The organism is Aquimarina sp. Aq107, assembly GCF_943733665.1.
Classification (GTDB): domain Bacteria; phylum Bacteroidota; class Bacteroidia; order Flavobacteriales; family Flavobacteriaceae; genus Aquimarina.
The window spans coordinates 3,919,744-3,934,817 of sequence record NZ_OX030782.1 but is presented as its reverse complement, the minus strand read 5'-3'; the positions used below and the strand labels follow the sequence as shown (position 1 = coordinate 3,934,817).

The following is a 15,074-nucleotide window of genomic DNA, read 5'->3' as shown; positions in this document are numbered from 1 at the left end:
TTATAGAGTTTTACTTGTTGCTATTAGATCTTTCTGCTTTGAATTGAGTCTCAAGATATATTTGTTCCCATTTACCATTTAAATAATTTCCAACTTTAAAATTATACGTGTTATTATCGACATATTCCCACATATCAGTTACCAATGAATTCCCATAATGGTATTGATATAAAATGTTTTTCCCATCGGGTATAACAGTTCCTTCAGTAACACCTCCAAAGATATCGAATTCCCAGAATTTGATGGTATTGGTTTCTTGATCAAATTTTCTGATTCCATGATTACGCAAACCATATTTAGTTTGTTTTTTATCCGTAAATCCTTTTGATTTTGCGATCACAATTGTTTGGTTAAGCTCAAATTTAAATATTGTTTCTTGCTTAAACATAGTACCATCTCCCCAAGTACCATTAGCTTTCCATTCTTTATTTATGAGATTTTCGAAAATGCTAAGGTCAGGTTTTGATTCTTGTGCTGATATTAATTTTATAAACGAAAGAAATATAATCGCGAAATTGATAATATTATAATTCATGTATTATTGATTTAAAAAACATATTAGAGTGATAACTTTTCTTTCTCAGAAATTCTATTCAGCTAATTTAAAATAATACTTTTTTACTTCAAGTTCTATTCATCGATTAATAACTTCCATTGACCGACACTTATTCCATTTCAACGAGCAAATAACAACTTAACGGATGTATTTTTCCATTCACAGGTATAAAATGTCATCCTATCTGGTTGGTGGATTTTTATGGATTTTCTCAAATTATATTTACGACAGCAAATACAAAAACCCAAAATAAAATGTCGTATTTAAGAAGCATAATAATCACTTTAATTAGCTTTTCAGGATTTGCTCAAGAGGCTTTTCATAATTTCGGAAATGTTCAGATTCATTCAACTGGTCAGATAGGTTTTCATATAAATGTTATCAATAATGGAGAGTTTGATAATAATGTAGGTAAAGCTGGATTTTATAACGATAATGGTTTAACAGTATCTGGAAATAACAAACCAGTATTTTATGATTTAGAAATCGATGTTAAAGATGATCTGGTTTTAGAAATCGGCGTAGGAGTTACTAACTTTCAGGAATTTGTAGATGGTAGAGTAATAACTGATAGGGATGAGAAAAGTGTTTCATTAGACTATATAAATGATGCTCCCTATTTAGGAGAACATGATGATAGATATGTCGATGGGTATGCTACCTTAAATGGAAACTTAGATTTTTCTTTTCCTGTAGGTGATGATTTTAGATTAAGACCTATAAAAATAGAGAATGAAGCTGCTGGTAACGGCTCTAGGGCTGCGTACTTTTTTGAAAACCCTAACACACCGAATTTTTTTTCTGATAGTTTTAATACTGAAATGTATGAAGAGTTATTATTTGGTGTTAGCATTTTTGAATTTTGGGATTTAGATGGTAGTAATGAAACTAGAGTTACTTTAACATGGGATAGTAATAGTAATATACCAACATTGGTTGGAGATCTTAATGACTTAAGAGTAGTAGGTTGGAGTAAAGAACTTCGTAAGTGGGTTAACTTAGGTAATACTTCAGTAATCGGGAATGTAAACGAAGGTGAAATTTCTTCTAAAGCAATTATCCCGGATGATTATGAGATATTAACTTTTGGATCATCAAATAGATTATTAGATGGAGATTTAGAAATTTTTACAGCTGTATCACCTAATGGAGATGGAATGAATGATACGTTTAAGATTCAAGGATTATCAAATTTTCCTGATAACGAATTATTTATATATAATCGATGGGGAGTATTAGTTTTTCAGAAGAAAGCATATCACGAAAATCAAAACTTTGCAGGTATTTCTGAAGGAAGAGCTACAGTTTCTCAAAAATCTGAATTACCTGAAGGAACATATTATTATGTATTGAACATAACAGGAACGAAAGATAGAGCTGGATATTTTTATATTAATAGATAGATAAGGAATTAAAAATAGTTGCACTAATTGTTAATGGAGTTTGATAATAAATCATCAATTTGTTTAAATGTATAAGTTCCCATAAGTTCCCCTTCTGGAGAGATTAAAAATTTAGCCGGAATTTCTGAAACACCATATTTTCTTGCAATATCTGATAGCAAAACAAAACGGTTTTGATTTACAATTTGGTTCTTCCATGTATACCCAAATTTATCAGCCACTTTTTTCCAAGACTTTAGATTCTTTTCAAGAGCAACCGTAACTATAGTAAGTTGGTTATCATGTTTTTTATAGAGTGCGACCAGTTCAGGACTTTCTTTAAGACAGGGACCGCACCAAGAACCCCAAAAATCCAGCAGTACATATTTTCCTTGTAGATTTGATAATTTAAATGGAGTGCCATCAATAAGAGTCGTTTCAAAATCTGGAGCTAAATCTCCTTTTTTCGCTGCCGAAAATTTTGTATACAAATAGAATATCCCAAATAAGACAATAATTCCTAGAATAATGTACTGTGATATTTTTTTCACTTTTATTTGAGATATATCTTTTTTAATAGTCTATGGTTGTAAAAAACTATTGCTTATAGATTTTACCATTTTTCATAACGAAAACTACATTTTCCATAGTTTTGATGTCATCCCTAGGGTCTTCGTCTACTGCCACTATATCTGCAATAAAATCTGGAGCTATTTGTCCTAGTTCTTTGCTCATATTTAATACTTTTGCATTAACTATGGTTGCACATTGTATAGCAGTTATTGCTGGCATTCCAGCTTCAACCATATATCCAAATTCTTTTCCATTTTGCCCGTGTTTAAAAACTCCTGCGTCGGTACCAAATGCAATTCGTACTCCTCGTTTATAAGCTTTTTTAAATGTATCTTGAATTTTGGGACCTATCTCTAACGCTTTAGGAACAATAATAGCTGGATAATACCCGTCAATTGTTGCTTTTTCGGTTACTTCTTTACCAGCAGTAATCGTAGGGACTAAATAGGCTTTCTTTTTTTTCATAAGATCCATGGTTTTAGTACTCATTAGAGTTCCATGTTCTATGGTTGTTACTCCACCATTCAAAGCTCGCTGCATACCTTCATCACCGTGTGCATGAGCCGCAACATGAAATCCATAATCTTTAGCGGTTTCGCAAATTGCTTTTATTTCTTCTAGTTTAAATTGAGGGTTAGAACCACTTTTAGCAACACTTAGTACACCTCCTGTGGCAGTTATTTTAATAAGATCTGCTCCGTTTTTGTAACGTTGTCTTACAGCTTTTTTAGCATCTTCTACGCCGTTTACAACACCATCTTTAGGCCCTGGATCTCCTATAATAGATTTTTTACTTCCATTAGTGGGATCTCCGTGCCCTCCAGTACTAGAAATGATTTTTCCAGCTGTAAAAATTCGTGGACCTATTATTTTTTCCTTAGCAATCGCTTTTTTTAAAGAGATGTTTACACCGCTTCCTCCAAGATCTCTTACTGTAGTAAATCCTGCTAACAAAGTAACCTCGGCAAATCTTACAGAGTTGTAGGCAACATCTGCATCATTATGGGTGTAACGCTCTAAATAAGCTTTTGGATTGGATTCACTCTCCATATGTACATGCATATCGATAAGCCCTGGCATAACGGTTTTGTTTTTAAGATCAATAATGATATCATTACTCTCTCCTTCGGTATAACCGATCTCTACCTTGCTTATTTTGTTTCCAGAAACAACAATGGTTCTTTCAGGGAGAATTTTTCCAGTTTTGGTGTCAATTAATTTTCCGCAATGCAGATATGTGTCTTGGGCAGTAATTGTAATACTTATTAAAACAAAAAGTAAAGTGTAAAAGAATTTCATAAGCTAATAAATTGTGAAGTTGTTTGTGTATATTATCAAGTGAACAATTTAAAATAAATTAATCTAATTGATCAATAGATTATGATTTCTTTTAGAAATAAAGGCTTGTAATAATGACTACTTACCGTGAAATTTCATATTAGGTAATGCTGTATTTCCTTTTAGATATTTATTAAACCAATCAAGTACATCTTGATCTCTTTCTTCTTTAAATTGACTGATACCGTGATCTGCTCCTTCATAGATTTTTAATCTATAGGGTATTCGATGTTTTTCAAATTCTAAAGCTAGTTTTAAGGAATTGGTTGATTTTACTCTCCAATCTGCATTACCGTGTAATAATAAAATAGGAACTTCAGTAGAGAATTTATCTGCCCATACTATTGCTGATCTTTTTTCTAGTTCAGCTTCTTTGTTTTGATGATAATTAGGAATTAACTCAGCATAAACACCTTTTTCCATATTAGGTCTATCAATTGTTCTTAGATCAGACTTTGCGCCTCCGGTAACAGCTGCTTTTATATTGTTCATTTTGGTAAGAGCAATATATGTCATCATTCCGCCTCGACTCCAACCATACATGCCAATACGAGTTGTGTCTGCCTTTGGTAGCTCTTTAATTACTTTAGATAAATTTAAGACATCATTTATATCACTCCCTCCAAATTCTTCCATCCCTTCACTTTTACCAGATCCTCTATAATTACAACCAATTACAATATAACCTTCACTTGCTAGTTTTGAAAACCTAATGGATGCCCACAATACATTTAAATTACCAAAATCTCTATTTCCTCCTCTGTTATAGATAATAACTGGATATTTCTTATCTCCTTTCGGAACTGAAGCAAAAGACTGAATTTTTAGCCCATCACTTAAATAAGTGATTTCGAACATGTCTACGTTTTCTGAATAACGAAATCTATCTTTAAATTTAGTTTTAGAAGAATCTGTAAATACCTTAGGGTAAAGTTGCCAATCAACTTTCTTTTGCTCTAGAATTATTGATTCTTGAGATGAACATGAGTAAAGATTTACAATAACTAAGAGAACTAGAAAATACCGTTTCATTTTTTTACTTTTTCTTAAGGACAGTTAAACCAAATTAATATTGCATAATGCTTTAATAGCTTAAATATTATTTTAATAATTCTACGAGATCATTTTCTATATAATCTGGGATTGTATCGATAGCTATTATTTCGTCAGAAAGATGCTGTTTTCTCTCTTGTAATTGAAGGATTTTTTCTTCGATAGTATTTTTAGTTATAAAACGAGACACCATAACATTGTGCTCTTGTCCAATTCGATGAGCACGAGCAATAGCTTGTTTTTCAATAAAAGGATTCCACCAAGGATCTAATAAAACTACATATGAGGCTTTAGTAAGATTAAGACCAACTCCACCCGCTTTTAGCGAGATAAAGAATAAAGAGATTGCATCATTTTCCTGAAATTCATTAACTGTTTTTTCTCTATCAGCGTTTTTTGTTTGGCCGGTAAGGCTAACAAAGGATATGTTTTGTGCTCTACACCAAGTTTGATATACCTCTAAGTGGGATACAAAAGAACTAAATATTAATACTTTTTTATTAGATCTAACTAAGGTGTCTAAATAAGAGGTAACATCTTTAAATTTACCGGAAGAATCTTCTGTTTTAGAATCTAGTAATTTAGGGTGATTGGCTAGTTGTCTTAGTTTTGTTAGGGTGTTTATAATATGAATTTTATTAGTAGAAATTGTATCGATACCTAATAATAAATTACGGGCAGCAGATTTTTGAGATTCATATGCTTTTTCTTGTTCATTAAGCATTTCAGTATAGATAATCTGCTCAGATAATTTAGGGAGATCTTTAGCTACTTGTTCTTTGGTCCTTCTTAGAATAAAAGGTTCTATGAGTGTTTTTAACTCCTCAATCCGTTCTTCATTCTGATGTTTTTCAATCGGAATTTTAAAATGATCTTTAAAAAATGGAAAGCTTCCTAACATTCCCGGATTGATAAATTCCATTTGAGACCAAAGATCAGACAATGAATTTTCTATTGGAGTACCACTTAATGAAAGTTTGTGCGTTGCGTTTATACTATTAATCGCTTTGAAGATTTTAGATTCTTTGTTTTTAATCTGTTGGCTTTCGTCTGTTATTAAATAGGCGAATATCGTTTTTTGTAAAATGGAAATATCCTTAGCTAAAGTAGTATAGGTAGTTAATATAATATCGTAGGTTTCTAAATAAGGAGCTATTTTTTTTCGATCACTTCCGATATACTTTGTAATAGTAAGGTGCGGAGCAAATTTTAGTATTTCCTGCGCCCAATTAAAAACAAGAGAAGATGGTAAAACAATTAGAGCTTTTAAATAAGTTTTTATTTCTAGGGGATCACTAAATAGATCTAGTCGAACGGTTTTTGGAGTTGATTGTTCTGTTTTTAGTTGTTCTTTTGAAAAAACAAGAGTTGCTATAGTCTGTAGTGTTTTTCCAAGTCCCATATCATCAGCAAGACAAGCTCCCAGATGATTTCCTTGGTGTTTTACTAACCACTTTACGCCTTCTTCTTGATATGGTCTTAATGTAGCTTTTAGTTTAGAAGATGATTGATATTTTAAATCAATTGTATCTTTTATTTCTAGTTCTTCTGGGTCAACGATTTCTTTAAGTAGTGTGTAATTCCCTTTGTTAACAAGGATGCTATCTTCTTTTACTTTTCCGAAATTTGCCAATTTTTTATAACGAGTCATCCATTCCAATGGAATAATGAAAATCGTTCCATCATCCATTGGAAAGAAACGATTGTTCTCTTTTATATATTTAATGAATTTCGAAAAAGGAATTTCTTTCGTACCAATTTGTACTATTCCTTTGACATCGAACCAGTCATTTTTTTTTTATTCTTTATCTCGATTTCGTGTGAATCAAGATTTACAGATTTATTATCTAAATCCGGTAGGATGATTTCAATACCTTCTTTTTCAAGATCTTTATGGTGATTCTGTACCCAGCTAAAAATTGCTAAAGGATCATCAGAAGTTGTAGTCTCTAGTAATAGGTTAGCATTTACCTTTAAATCTTTAGACTCTAATAAGTCTATTATTTCTTTTTCAGCCTTTGGATCTCTCTTTGTTTGGGTGATCTGGATTTCTTCATTATCTCCAAAATGTACATCAGAAGATGTCTTTTTATTACTATTGTAATCAAAAACAGCTTCTCCATAATTAAAAATTACTTTCGCAGCATAATTTTCCTTTATAAAATCTTGGATAATTTCTAGTCTGTAGGATGCTATGTTTTTATGAATTACTATTTCGAAACCATTAGCAATTACATCTACATTTTTGATAACAGGAATAATTACCTTGTCCAAATATGTTTTAATATGTTTCTTGGCAATTGTTATCTTTTCTTTACTGAAGAAAGGTTTTAGTTTATTGGCATTCAGGTTATTGATGTGGTGTATGGATTTATCTACAACAATCCAAGAAGGCTCATTTAGCAAAATTTGAATGCTATGATTTTGTGGGATTATAATTTTTTCTTCATCTTTTAATGAAAATGCATAATCTATTCCTTCATCCGTTTTTGTAAATTCTAGAATAGGATTTAGAATACTTTTACCAATCGATAATCTATGCACTTCAAAAGGGTCTTTTCTTTGTGCATTATGTATTACAGAGTATTCATTTTTTATAACTAGACCATAAAAATCAGAAAGTTTATTATTTACATAGTTAATAACAACATCTTTAATTTTTGGGTCTTTTAGAATGTCTGCTAAACCGAATGTTTTTCTTTTTTTGGCAGGTCTAAACTGTTGTTCTAAAACAGCTATTTTTAAACTGGAACATATTTCCAGCAATTGCTCGTGTGCTGTTTCTAAATATGGTATCCCAAAACTTTTTAATGTTGCGGGAGTAGCCTGTTTTTCTACATATCCTAACCGTTCATTTGTAACAGGTACAATATACGCTTCTGGTAATGGAGGAATTCCAGGTAAATTATTATGGTCAACTAGATTATAACAGATGCAAAGTGAATCCATTGTGGGTATTTATTGGTTGTATTTAGTTATTAACTACGGGGTTATTTTTATATATGTAAAGAGGTTAAAATTATTTTTCTAACCTAATTTTACTAGTTTTTTATCTATTTAGTTACAAAATTGATAACGTTTTTTGTAATGAAATCAATTTGCTCATTATCTAACTCGGTATGCATTGGTAGTGAAATCACTTCTTTTACAAGCTGATTAGTAATTGTAAAATTTGCATCATCATAACGATCATCTTGATAAGCCTTTTGATTATGTAGGGGTATTGGATAGTATACACCACAAGGAATCCCTTGTTCATTTAGGTGTTTTACTAATGCATCCCGGTCTGTATTTACAACCCGTAGGGTATATTGATGAAATACATGACAATCACAGGTGTCACAGATAACATTTTCGCTGGTTTCACAACTATTTCCTTTTACTTTTGGGGTGATAATATTCTCAATTCCTTCAAAAGCTTTATTGTATTTTCTAGCAGCTGCTCTTCTGGCATCATTATAAGTATCCAGATTAGGTAGTTTTGCTCTAAGTACTGTAGCTTGTATAGAATCTAAACGAGAATTTACACCAACCACATCATGATGATATCTTTTGTACATTCCATGATTTACAATACCACGAATTGTATGCGCTAGGTCATCGTCATTGGTAAAAATAGCTCCACCATCACCATAACATCCTAAGTTTTTAGAAGGAAAAAAAGAAGTAGAAGATACGTGACCAATAGTTCCCGTTTTAGCAACTTTACCATCATCAAATTTATAACTACCACCAATCCCTTGAGCATTATCTTCAATAACATATAGATCGTGTTCTTTTGCTATTTTCATAATTTCATCCATATTGGCAGCCTGGCCAAATAAATGAACCGGTACGATCGCTTTTGTATTAGGAGTAATTGCGTCGCGGATAGCATTAGGATCAATATTAAAAGAATCTTTTTCCACATCTACAAGTACTGGAGTTAGCTGCAATAATGCAATTACTTCTACTGTAGCAGCAAAAGTAAAATCTGCAGTAATTACTTCATCTTCTGGTTTCAGATTTAATCCCATCATTGCTATTTGCAAAGCGTCCGTTCCATTCGCGCACGGAATCACGTGCTTTACATCAAGATATTCTTCTAATTCTTTCTGAAAACTATGTACTTCAGGGCCATTAATAAATGCAGCAGATGAAATAACGTCTAGAATAGAGGAGTCTACACGTTCTTTTATTTGTTCGTATTGACCCTTTAAGTCAACCATTTGAATCTTCTTCATAGGATGTGTTTTGTAACCGGACGAAAGTACAAAATAATGATGCCATTGCCAATGTGATACTTAGTTTTGATCTGTTTTTTATTAACGAATAAAATCAAAATAGTATCATTTTAGCAACAGCCTTTCTTTTAGATATTTATAAAACTATTCCTTAACGAATTTTATTGTTTTTTCGTTATTTACCTGTAAAAGGTATATTCCAGAGGGCAATTGTTGTAGCTTTTCTGAGATATCAAATTCTGAATTTTTGGCTGCTTTCATTTCAAAACTCTTCATTTTTTTGCCAGTTATATCGTAAACTGCTAAAGATATTTTATCGGATATAGAATATCCTTGTAGTGATAGTAAAGCATAATTTTTTACCGAATTTGGTGATAATTTTATTGATTTTTCGTTTTTATCTAAAGGCTTATTTACTTCCGTATTAAAAGTCAAAGCCTTATTAATATCTCCTACTACAAAACCAGAGATAATACTTCTTTTAAAATTAGCTGTACTTTCCGCATTTAGAAACAAGCTGTATACACCTTCTTCCAGATTTTTGGTGTCGTAATAAAAGCTTTCGTTGATTTTATCAAAAGTGATTATTTCTGGATCACTTTGTACTTGTGTTCCATCAATATTAGAAGTTCTAATAATTACACCGCGTGTTTCTATGTTTGTAAGTAAAGAATTGTTTTTTTGTGTTGAAGAAATATCAACTTTTAATAAAGGATATTTATTTCTTATTTGATTTTCTAATGACATCGTGATTCCATTATTTTGTTTTACAAAGGCAGCAAAACGAGAATTACTTTGTAACTTGATATTGTTAGAAGAAAGAGAGATTACAGATCTATGATTGCCTTGGGTATTAATTTTTAACTGATCTGTTTGTTTTTTGTTAATGCCTTGAAACGTAGCTTTAGGATTTTCGTGTATAATTTCGGCTACAGCAAATCTAGAGTTTTTGTCAAGAATTATTTCGTCGTATTCATTTTCAGAATGTATGATGTAATAGTTACTAGTGATGATGTAATTCTTTGGATTTATGTTTTCAAAAGATGGATTACTTTTTTGAGAACGATTTTGTATGTATGATTTTACATAAGGCCAACTAAATTGTCCAAAACTTACATCTATATGATCAAAGAATGCGCGATAATCATTTTTTTTGAAGACATATATTGCTCCAGGCCTTAGCGTACTTCTATAAGGCGCAACACCATCATTTGCACCTTGTATAGGAAGTAAAATTCCACCAGTAACTGTAAAAGCGGCTCTGGCAAGAAGATTTGATCCATTGAAATAACCGGAAGCTCCTAAAACAACAAATTTTTCTGGCTCGTTATTTTCATTGTTATCTAAATATGGCCGAACTACATCTCGACAATAATACGTGGTAGAGGTTCTAGCACCTTCATTTAAACCAGTCAATCGCCAAGCCCAGTTTAACCAGGGCATTTGAGAAATGTCGGCTAGATAAGTTCCCCAATATGGAGTTCCCAAAGCAAAAACTTGTTCTACCTTATCTTTTTTTCCATATTGAATCATAGCAGCTTCCGCGGCTTTTCCTCCATTACTATGCGCTATGATATATACATCTGCGACATTATATTTATTTGTAACAATGTCAATGGACTCTGCAAGTAGTTCTCCATTGACCCATATACCACCACCTCTTGTTGTAGCAACAAAAACAGCCTGATATCCTTCATCATATGTTTTTTGATAAAAAGAATTATCAAATAAAAATTGACTTTGATTTAGATCAATATATCCGTGATTAAAAACAATCACTTTTCCGTTATAATTTGAAGGAGTCGCTCCATAATGAATGGTTGATTTAAAAAGCGGACCAACAAAAAATGGATTGAGTTTATCAGGTGTAGGCAGTTGTACTTCTAAAAAGTTCTGAGAAAATAATATTGTAAAAGAGAAGATTGCAATTAAAGTAAATTTTAATTTCATAGGATTTGAGTTTGTGTGATATGAGGTGTTAATTTAGTAATTTTAACAATATTATTTTAGTAATTATGTAAAATTATAAATAAATTTTTATCAAAATGTCAATTATGATGCGTTTTTGATAATTTGATAATTTGAAGTTTTGCATTGTATGTTTATCAGTTTTTACAGGAAAGAGCCGTATTTTAGCGATGTATAAAATCAAGACTTTTGAATTTTTTCTATAATTTCCTTATTTCAGTTTTCAATAGTATGCTTCCTATAATGGGACTTTTAAGTCCTAAACTTACTCTGTTCGTAAAGGGGAGGAAGACAGTTTTCGAAATTTTAAATGAACAATTAAAAAAAGAAGATCAAATAGTCTGGTTTCATTGTGCTTCACTTGGAGAATATGAGCAAGGTGTTCCTGTGATGGAGATGATAAAAAATAAGTATCCTAATTATAAGTTATTAGTGACTTTTTTCTCCCCTTCAGGATATGAGATAAAAAAAAATAGCACCCTCGCTGATAGTATTGTTTATCTTCCGATAGATACAAAGAAAAATGCTAAAAAGTTTGTAGAATTGGCCGATCCTAAACTTGCAATTTTTGTGAAGTATGAGTTTTGGCCTAATTACTTAAGAGAGTTAAAAAAGAACAATACTCCAATAACAATAATTTCTGCTGCATTCAGAAAGGATCAGGCTTTTTTTAAATGGTATGGTGGATTTATGCGTAATGCTTTAAAAACGGTGGATCATTTTTTTGTTCAAGATAAGATTTCTCAAACATTGCTTAATCAAGCTGGCTTCAATAACGTTACTGTGAGTGGCGATACTAGATTTGATCGAGTATCTCATCAAATAGAAATGGATAATCGAGTAGATTTTATTTCAGAATTTATAGGAAATAGACTTTGTATTGTTTTTGGTAGCTCTTGGCCAGAAGATGAAGAGGTATTTATAGATTTTATAAATCAAGCAAGCGAAAATATATGTTTTATTATTGCTCCTCATGAAATAAAAAATAGTGGAGTGCAGTCTTTGCAGAAAAAAATAATCAAAAAGACTGTTGTTTTTTCAGAAAGAGAAGAAAAGGATTTACAAGACCATCAGGTCTTTGTTATGAATACGATTGGTTATTTATCACGAGTATATAGTTATGGTGACATCGCATATGTAGGAGGAGCAATGGGTACTTCTGGATTACATAATATACTGGAACCGGCAACTTTTGGGATTCCAATTATTATAGGGAAGCATTTTGAGAAATTTAGGGAAGCAAAGCAATTGCAGAAGTTAGCAGGTTTATATTCTATATTTACTTCCGAAGAATTTAGCACTATCATGAATAAATTAATTGATGATCAGAAGTTTAGAGAAAAAACAGGAATGATTGCTGGACATTTTATCAATAGTAATACCGGAGCAACAGATACGATCGTATCATATTTAACTGAGAAAATTACCAACTTCTAAACAGATACAGCTTCTCTTAAATATCTTCTAAACGGAAGCATTTCTTTGTATACCTGAATTACTTTGTCTGTAAAATCAGAATCCAATACATCTTCTCTCTGTAATTCATAAGCTACTGCAAAAGTTCTTTTTTGTAATAAATCGATATGTTCATGATCTATAGAGTAACCTTTGGGCGCCTTTTTTAGAGAATTTCCGTCATCATATAAATTACCAAAGGTATTTTTGAAACTTTTTTTAGCAAGAATTTTTTTTAATTCTTCTCCGTTATAATCAATAGCTTCTCTAATACTTTGCAGAGTTTTACTTTCTGGACGCCAAAATCCTCCTGCTAGAACACATTGAGAAAGTCCAATTTCGATATAAAAATCACCTTGTTTAGATAATTGATCCAATCCTGCACCAAAATGATCTTTATAGACAGGTTTGTTAGGATGGAAAAGTAAGTTATTATTAATTCGATTGATTCCTTTTCTTCCAGAAGTTAGATAATATTCTGGATCAATTTTGGCAAGTTCTAGCTCTAAGTGATCCAACCAATCTATAAAAGAATTTCGATTTTCTTGATACCATTTTCTGTTAGTATCCATCCATTCTTTGTTATTATTTTGTTGTAATTCTGATAAAAATTGAAATAAACCGTTGAAATTCATTCTGTTAAAAAAATTAAGATTTTTTGTGAAAACATTACCAAGGTAATAGAAATAGTGAGATTAGAATACCGTTATAACGATATAATAACAACTAAAATTTTTTAATTATGAAAAAAGTAATTTTAGCCTTAGCGTTTTTATTTACTTTAAATGTAATGTTTGTTTCTTGTAGAGAAACGAATAAAGAAACAGAAAGTACTACCGAAGAAACCAGCGAAGTACAAAAAGAAGTTGAAAATACTGCAGAAGAAGCCTTAAAAGAAGCTGAAGCTATAGAAAAGGAAGCTGAAAAAGCGGTAAAAGAAGCTGGAGAAGAAATAGATAATTCTTTAGATAAAGCAGTAAAAGAAGACAGCGAGGAAGCTAAAACTGAGGGTGAACAACAAACATCTTAAGAAGACGTAAAAGTAGAAAACTTACGGTTGTAAGTTTAAAAAGAAGGCCTTTCATTAAGAAAGGCCTTTATTATTATTTTAAAATAATCCGTTTAATTCTGCATCAATACGGTTAATTATGCTACCAAGATCTTCTGGATTATCCACAAAGTTCAGATGATCAACATCTACAATAAGTAAATTGCCTTTGTCGTATCCGTGAGCCCAGGCCTCATATCGTTCATTTAATCGACTTAGATAATCAATACTAATTGTGTTTTCATATTCACGACCACGTTTATGAATTTGTGCAACCAGATTAGGAATACTGCTTCGTAAATAAATCAGTAAATCAGGCCCCTCAACAACGCTCTCCATTAAATCAAAAAGTGATTTGTAATTTTCAAAATCACGATTAGTCATAAGTCCCATTGCATGTAGGTTAGGAGCAAAAATATATGCATCCTCATAAATGGTTCTATCTTGGATAATATCTTTACCGCTTTCTCGTATTTCTAGAATCTGTCTAAAACGGCTATTAAGAAAATAGATCTGTAAATTAAAAGACCAGCGCTCCATTTTATTATAGAAATCCTCTAGATAAGGATTTTCTAGTACATCTTCGAATTGAGGTTCCCATCGATAATGTTTGGCTAATAATTTGGTTAGTGTTGTTTTTCCAGCACCAATATTTCCAGCAATAGCTACGTGCATAAGTGATTATTTTTTTTGGAGTGTTAGGTCAAAACTGTAAATCTTACTTTGGTCGTAAATATAAAGGATTTCATTAGTAACATAAAACTGTTTTATATGAATTTCCGGAAGATTTATTTTTTCAATTTCTCCAGTCTTTGTGTAACGATAATATAAACCATCATCTTTTAGAATTATCAAATCATTTTTTATAATTCTAAAGTCAATATATTCTTCATTATTATTTCGACTTAATAAACTACCATATATGTTGAATTGAGAAAGATTTTCTGAAGTCAATATCCAACAGTAATTAAAGTTACTCCGTAATAGGGAAGGAAGTGTGTTAATGGGTTGTGTAGCAACTAATGTTTTTTCAGAATTGATGTTAAATACCTCTAATTGTTGAGTATTATTATCAAAAATCCAACTACTATTATCATTTGCAGGAGAAACGAGAGAAACACTTTTGAATTCGGAAATTGTATTGAAGTTTACTCGATTTATTTCGGATAAATATTTATCAACTAATACGATAGTGTTAGAGGATTCGTAGAATAATAAAATTTTTAAAGGATTTAAGACTGATACCTGTGTAAGTTGACCCAGTATAAAATCGCCAAATTGCCATTCTTGATGATTCCATTTTTTATAAAAAATATTGTTTTTAGCGTAGTAAATAGCACCAAAAGAATCTATACCTAAAAATTGATCAGCTTTTAGTGATATAGTATCTTGAGCTATTACATTTCTCTGGGTATACCCCTTATGAATAAATCCAAGTAAGATTAAAAACAGAATAATATGTTTCATGAAACAGCAAA

The 15,074-nt window shown here is 31.3% G+C and carries 14 protein-coding genes; 3 read left to right on the top strand and 11 right to left on the bottom strand.

The window, feature by feature from the left end; all coding sequences use genetic code 11:
• Positions 1–10 precede the first annotated feature (10 nt).
• On the bottom strand, positions 11–535 hold the full coding sequence (locus NMK29_RS17060) for a hypothetical protein (RefSeq protein WP_108802080.1): 525 nt from the start codon (positions 533–535) through the stop codon (positions 11–13).
• Positions 536–810: 275 nt separating this feature from the next.
• On the opposite strand from NMK29_RS17060, the gene NMK29_RS17055 reads away from it, so the two are divergent.
• Positions 811–1,959 (top strand): gliding motility-associated C-terminal domain-containing protein, encoded by a 1,149-nt coding sequence (locus tag NMK29_RS17055; protein WP_159092098.1) that lies wholly within the window; start codon positions 811–813, stop codon positions 1,957–1,959.
• Positions 1,960–1,982: 23 nt separating this feature from the next.
• On the opposite strand, the gene NMK29_RS17050 is transcribed toward NMK29_RS17055, so the two are convergent.
• The 7 genes from NMK29_RS17050 to NMK29_RS17020 all read right to left on the bottom strand — a co-directional run bounded on the left by NMK29_RS17050 (position 1,983) and on the right by NMK29_RS17020 (position 11,075).
• Complete coding sequence (locus tag NMK29_RS17050) at positions 1,983–2,489, bottom strand: TlpA disulfide reductase family protein (protein ID WP_159092097.1); 507 nt, start codon at positions 2,487–2,489, stop codon at positions 1,983–1,985.
• A gap of 46 nt (positions 2,490–2,535) precedes the next feature.
• Complete coding sequence (locus NMK29_RS17045) at positions 2,536–3,810, bottom strand: amidohydrolase family protein (protein WP_108802077.1); 1,275 nt, start codon at positions 3,808–3,810, stop codon at positions 2,536–2,538.
• Positions 3,811–3,927: 117 nt separating this feature from the next.
• Positions 3,928–4,881 (bottom strand): S9 family peptidase, encoded by a 954-nt coding sequence (locus NMK29_RS17040; protein WP_108802076.1) that lies wholly within the window; start codon positions 4,879–4,881, stop codon positions 3,928–3,930.
• Between the two features lie 67 nt (positions 4,882–4,948).
• Complete coding sequence (locus tag NMK29_RS17035) at positions 4,949–6,592, bottom strand: DEAD/DEAH box helicase (protein ID WP_108802075.1); 1,644 nt, start codon at positions 6,590–6,592, stop codon at positions 4,949–4,951.
• Between the two features lie 74 nt (positions 6,593–6,666).
• Positions 6,667–7,851, bottom strand: coding sequence for an SNF2 helicase associated domain-containing protein (locus NMK29_RS17030; protein ID WP_108802074.1), 1,185 nt, complete (start codon positions 7,849–7,851; stop codon positions 6,667–6,669).
• 104 nt (positions 7,852–7,955) lie between these two features.
• Positions 7,956–9,125, bottom strand: coding sequence for a DegT/DnrJ/EryC1/StrS aminotransferase family protein (locus NMK29_RS17025; protein ID WP_108802073.1), 1,170 nt, complete (start codon positions 9,123–9,125; stop codon positions 7,956–7,958).
• A gap of 144 nt (positions 9,126–9,269) precedes the next feature.
• Entirely contained in the window at positions 9,270–11,075 is a 1,806-nt protein-coding gene (locus tag NMK29_RS17020; RefSeq protein ID WP_108802072.1) for a T9SS type A sorting domain-containing protein, read from the bottom strand.
• Between the two features lie 207 nt (positions 11,076–11,282).
• On the opposite strand from NMK29_RS17020, the gene NMK29_RS17015 reads away from it, so the two are divergent.
• Entirely contained in the window at positions 11,283–12,530 is a 1,248-nt protein-coding gene (locus NMK29_RS17015) for a 3-deoxy-D-manno-octulosonic acid transferase (protein ID WP_234424211.1), read from the top strand.
• Here NMK29_RS17015 and NMK29_RS17010 read toward each other — a convergent pair.
• Complete coding sequence (locus NMK29_RS17010; protein ID WP_108802070.1) at positions 12,527–13,183, bottom strand: DUF2461 domain-containing protein; 657 nt, start codon at positions 13,181–13,183, stop codon at positions 12,527–12,529. The two genes, NMK29_RS17015 and NMK29_RS17010, sit on opposite strands and share 4 nt — an antisense overlap.
• 107 nt (positions 13,184–13,290) lie before the next feature.
• Here NMK29_RS17010 and NMK29_RS17005 point away from each other — a divergent pair, with 107 nt between their 5' ends.
• A complete protein-coding gene (locus tag NMK29_RS17005) occupies positions 13,291–13,578 on the top strand; it encodes a hypothetical protein (protein WP_108802069.1) in 288 nt (95 codons plus the stop codon).
• A 78-nt stretch (positions 13,579–13,656) separates the two neighbouring features.
• Here the strand turns inward: NMK29_RS17005 and NMK29_RS17000 are convergent, their stop codons facing one another.
• Both NMK29_RS17000 and NMK29_RS16995 read right to left on the bottom strand, forming a co-directional pair.
• Positions 13,657–14,271, bottom strand: coding sequence for a deoxynucleoside kinase (locus NMK29_RS17000; protein WP_027393042.1), 615 nt, complete (start codon positions 14,269–14,271; stop codon positions 13,657–13,659).
• 6 nt (positions 14,272–14,277) lie between these two features.
• Positions 14,278–15,063: a hypothetical protein gene (locus NMK29_RS16995; protein WP_108802068.1), complete on the bottom strand. Its 786-nt coding sequence runs from the start codon at positions 15,061–15,063 to the stop codon at positions 14,278–14,280.
• Between the last annotated feature and the right edge of the window lie 11 nt (positions 15,064–15,074).

Coding starts and splice junctions, on each gene's coding strand:
- NMK29_RS17060 (WP_108802080.1), bottom strand. CDS start 535: ATGAATTATAATATTATCAATTTCGCGATTATATTTCTTTCGTTTATA.
- NMK29_RS17055 (WP_159092098.1), top strand. CDS start 811: ATGTCGTATTTAAGAAGCATAATAATCACTTTAATTAGCTTTTCAGGA.
- NMK29_RS17045 (WP_108802077.1), bottom strand. CDS start 3,810: ATGAAATTCTTTTACACTTTACTTTTTGTTTTAATAAGTATTACAATT.
- NMK29_RS17040 (WP_108802076.1), bottom strand. CDS start 4,881: ATGAAACGGTATTTTCTAGTTCTCTTAGTTATTGTAAATCTTTACTCA.
- NMK29_RS17035 (WP_108802075.1), bottom strand. CDS start 6,592: ATGGATGATGGAACGATTTTCATTATTCCATTGGAATGGATGACTCGT.
- NMK29_RS17030 (WP_108802074.1), bottom strand. CDS start 7,851: ATGGATTCACTTTGCATCTGTTATAATCTAGTTGACCATAATAATTTA.
- NMK29_RS17025 (WP_108802073.1), bottom strand. CDS start 9,125: ATGAAGAAGATTCAAATGGTTGACTTAAAGGGTCAATACGAACAAATA.
- NMK29_RS17020 (WP_108802072.1), bottom strand. CDS start 11,075: ATGAAATTAAAATTTACTTTAATTGCAATCTTCTCTTTTACAATATTA.
- NMK29_RS17010 (WP_108802070.1), bottom strand. CDS start 13,183: ATGAATTTCAACGGTTTATTTCAATTTTTATCAGAATTACAACAAAAT.
- NMK29_RS17005 (WP_108802069.1), top strand. CDS start 13,291: ATGAAAAAAGTAATTTTAGCCTTAGCGTTTTTATTTACTTTAAATGTA.
- NMK29_RS17000 (WP_027393042.1), bottom strand. CDS start 14,271: ATGCACGTAGCTATTGCTGGAAATATTGGTGCTGGAAAAACAACACTA.
- NMK29_RS16995 (WP_108802068.1), bottom strand. CDS start 15,063: ATGAAACATATTATTCTGTTTTTAATCTTACTTGGATTTATTCATAAG.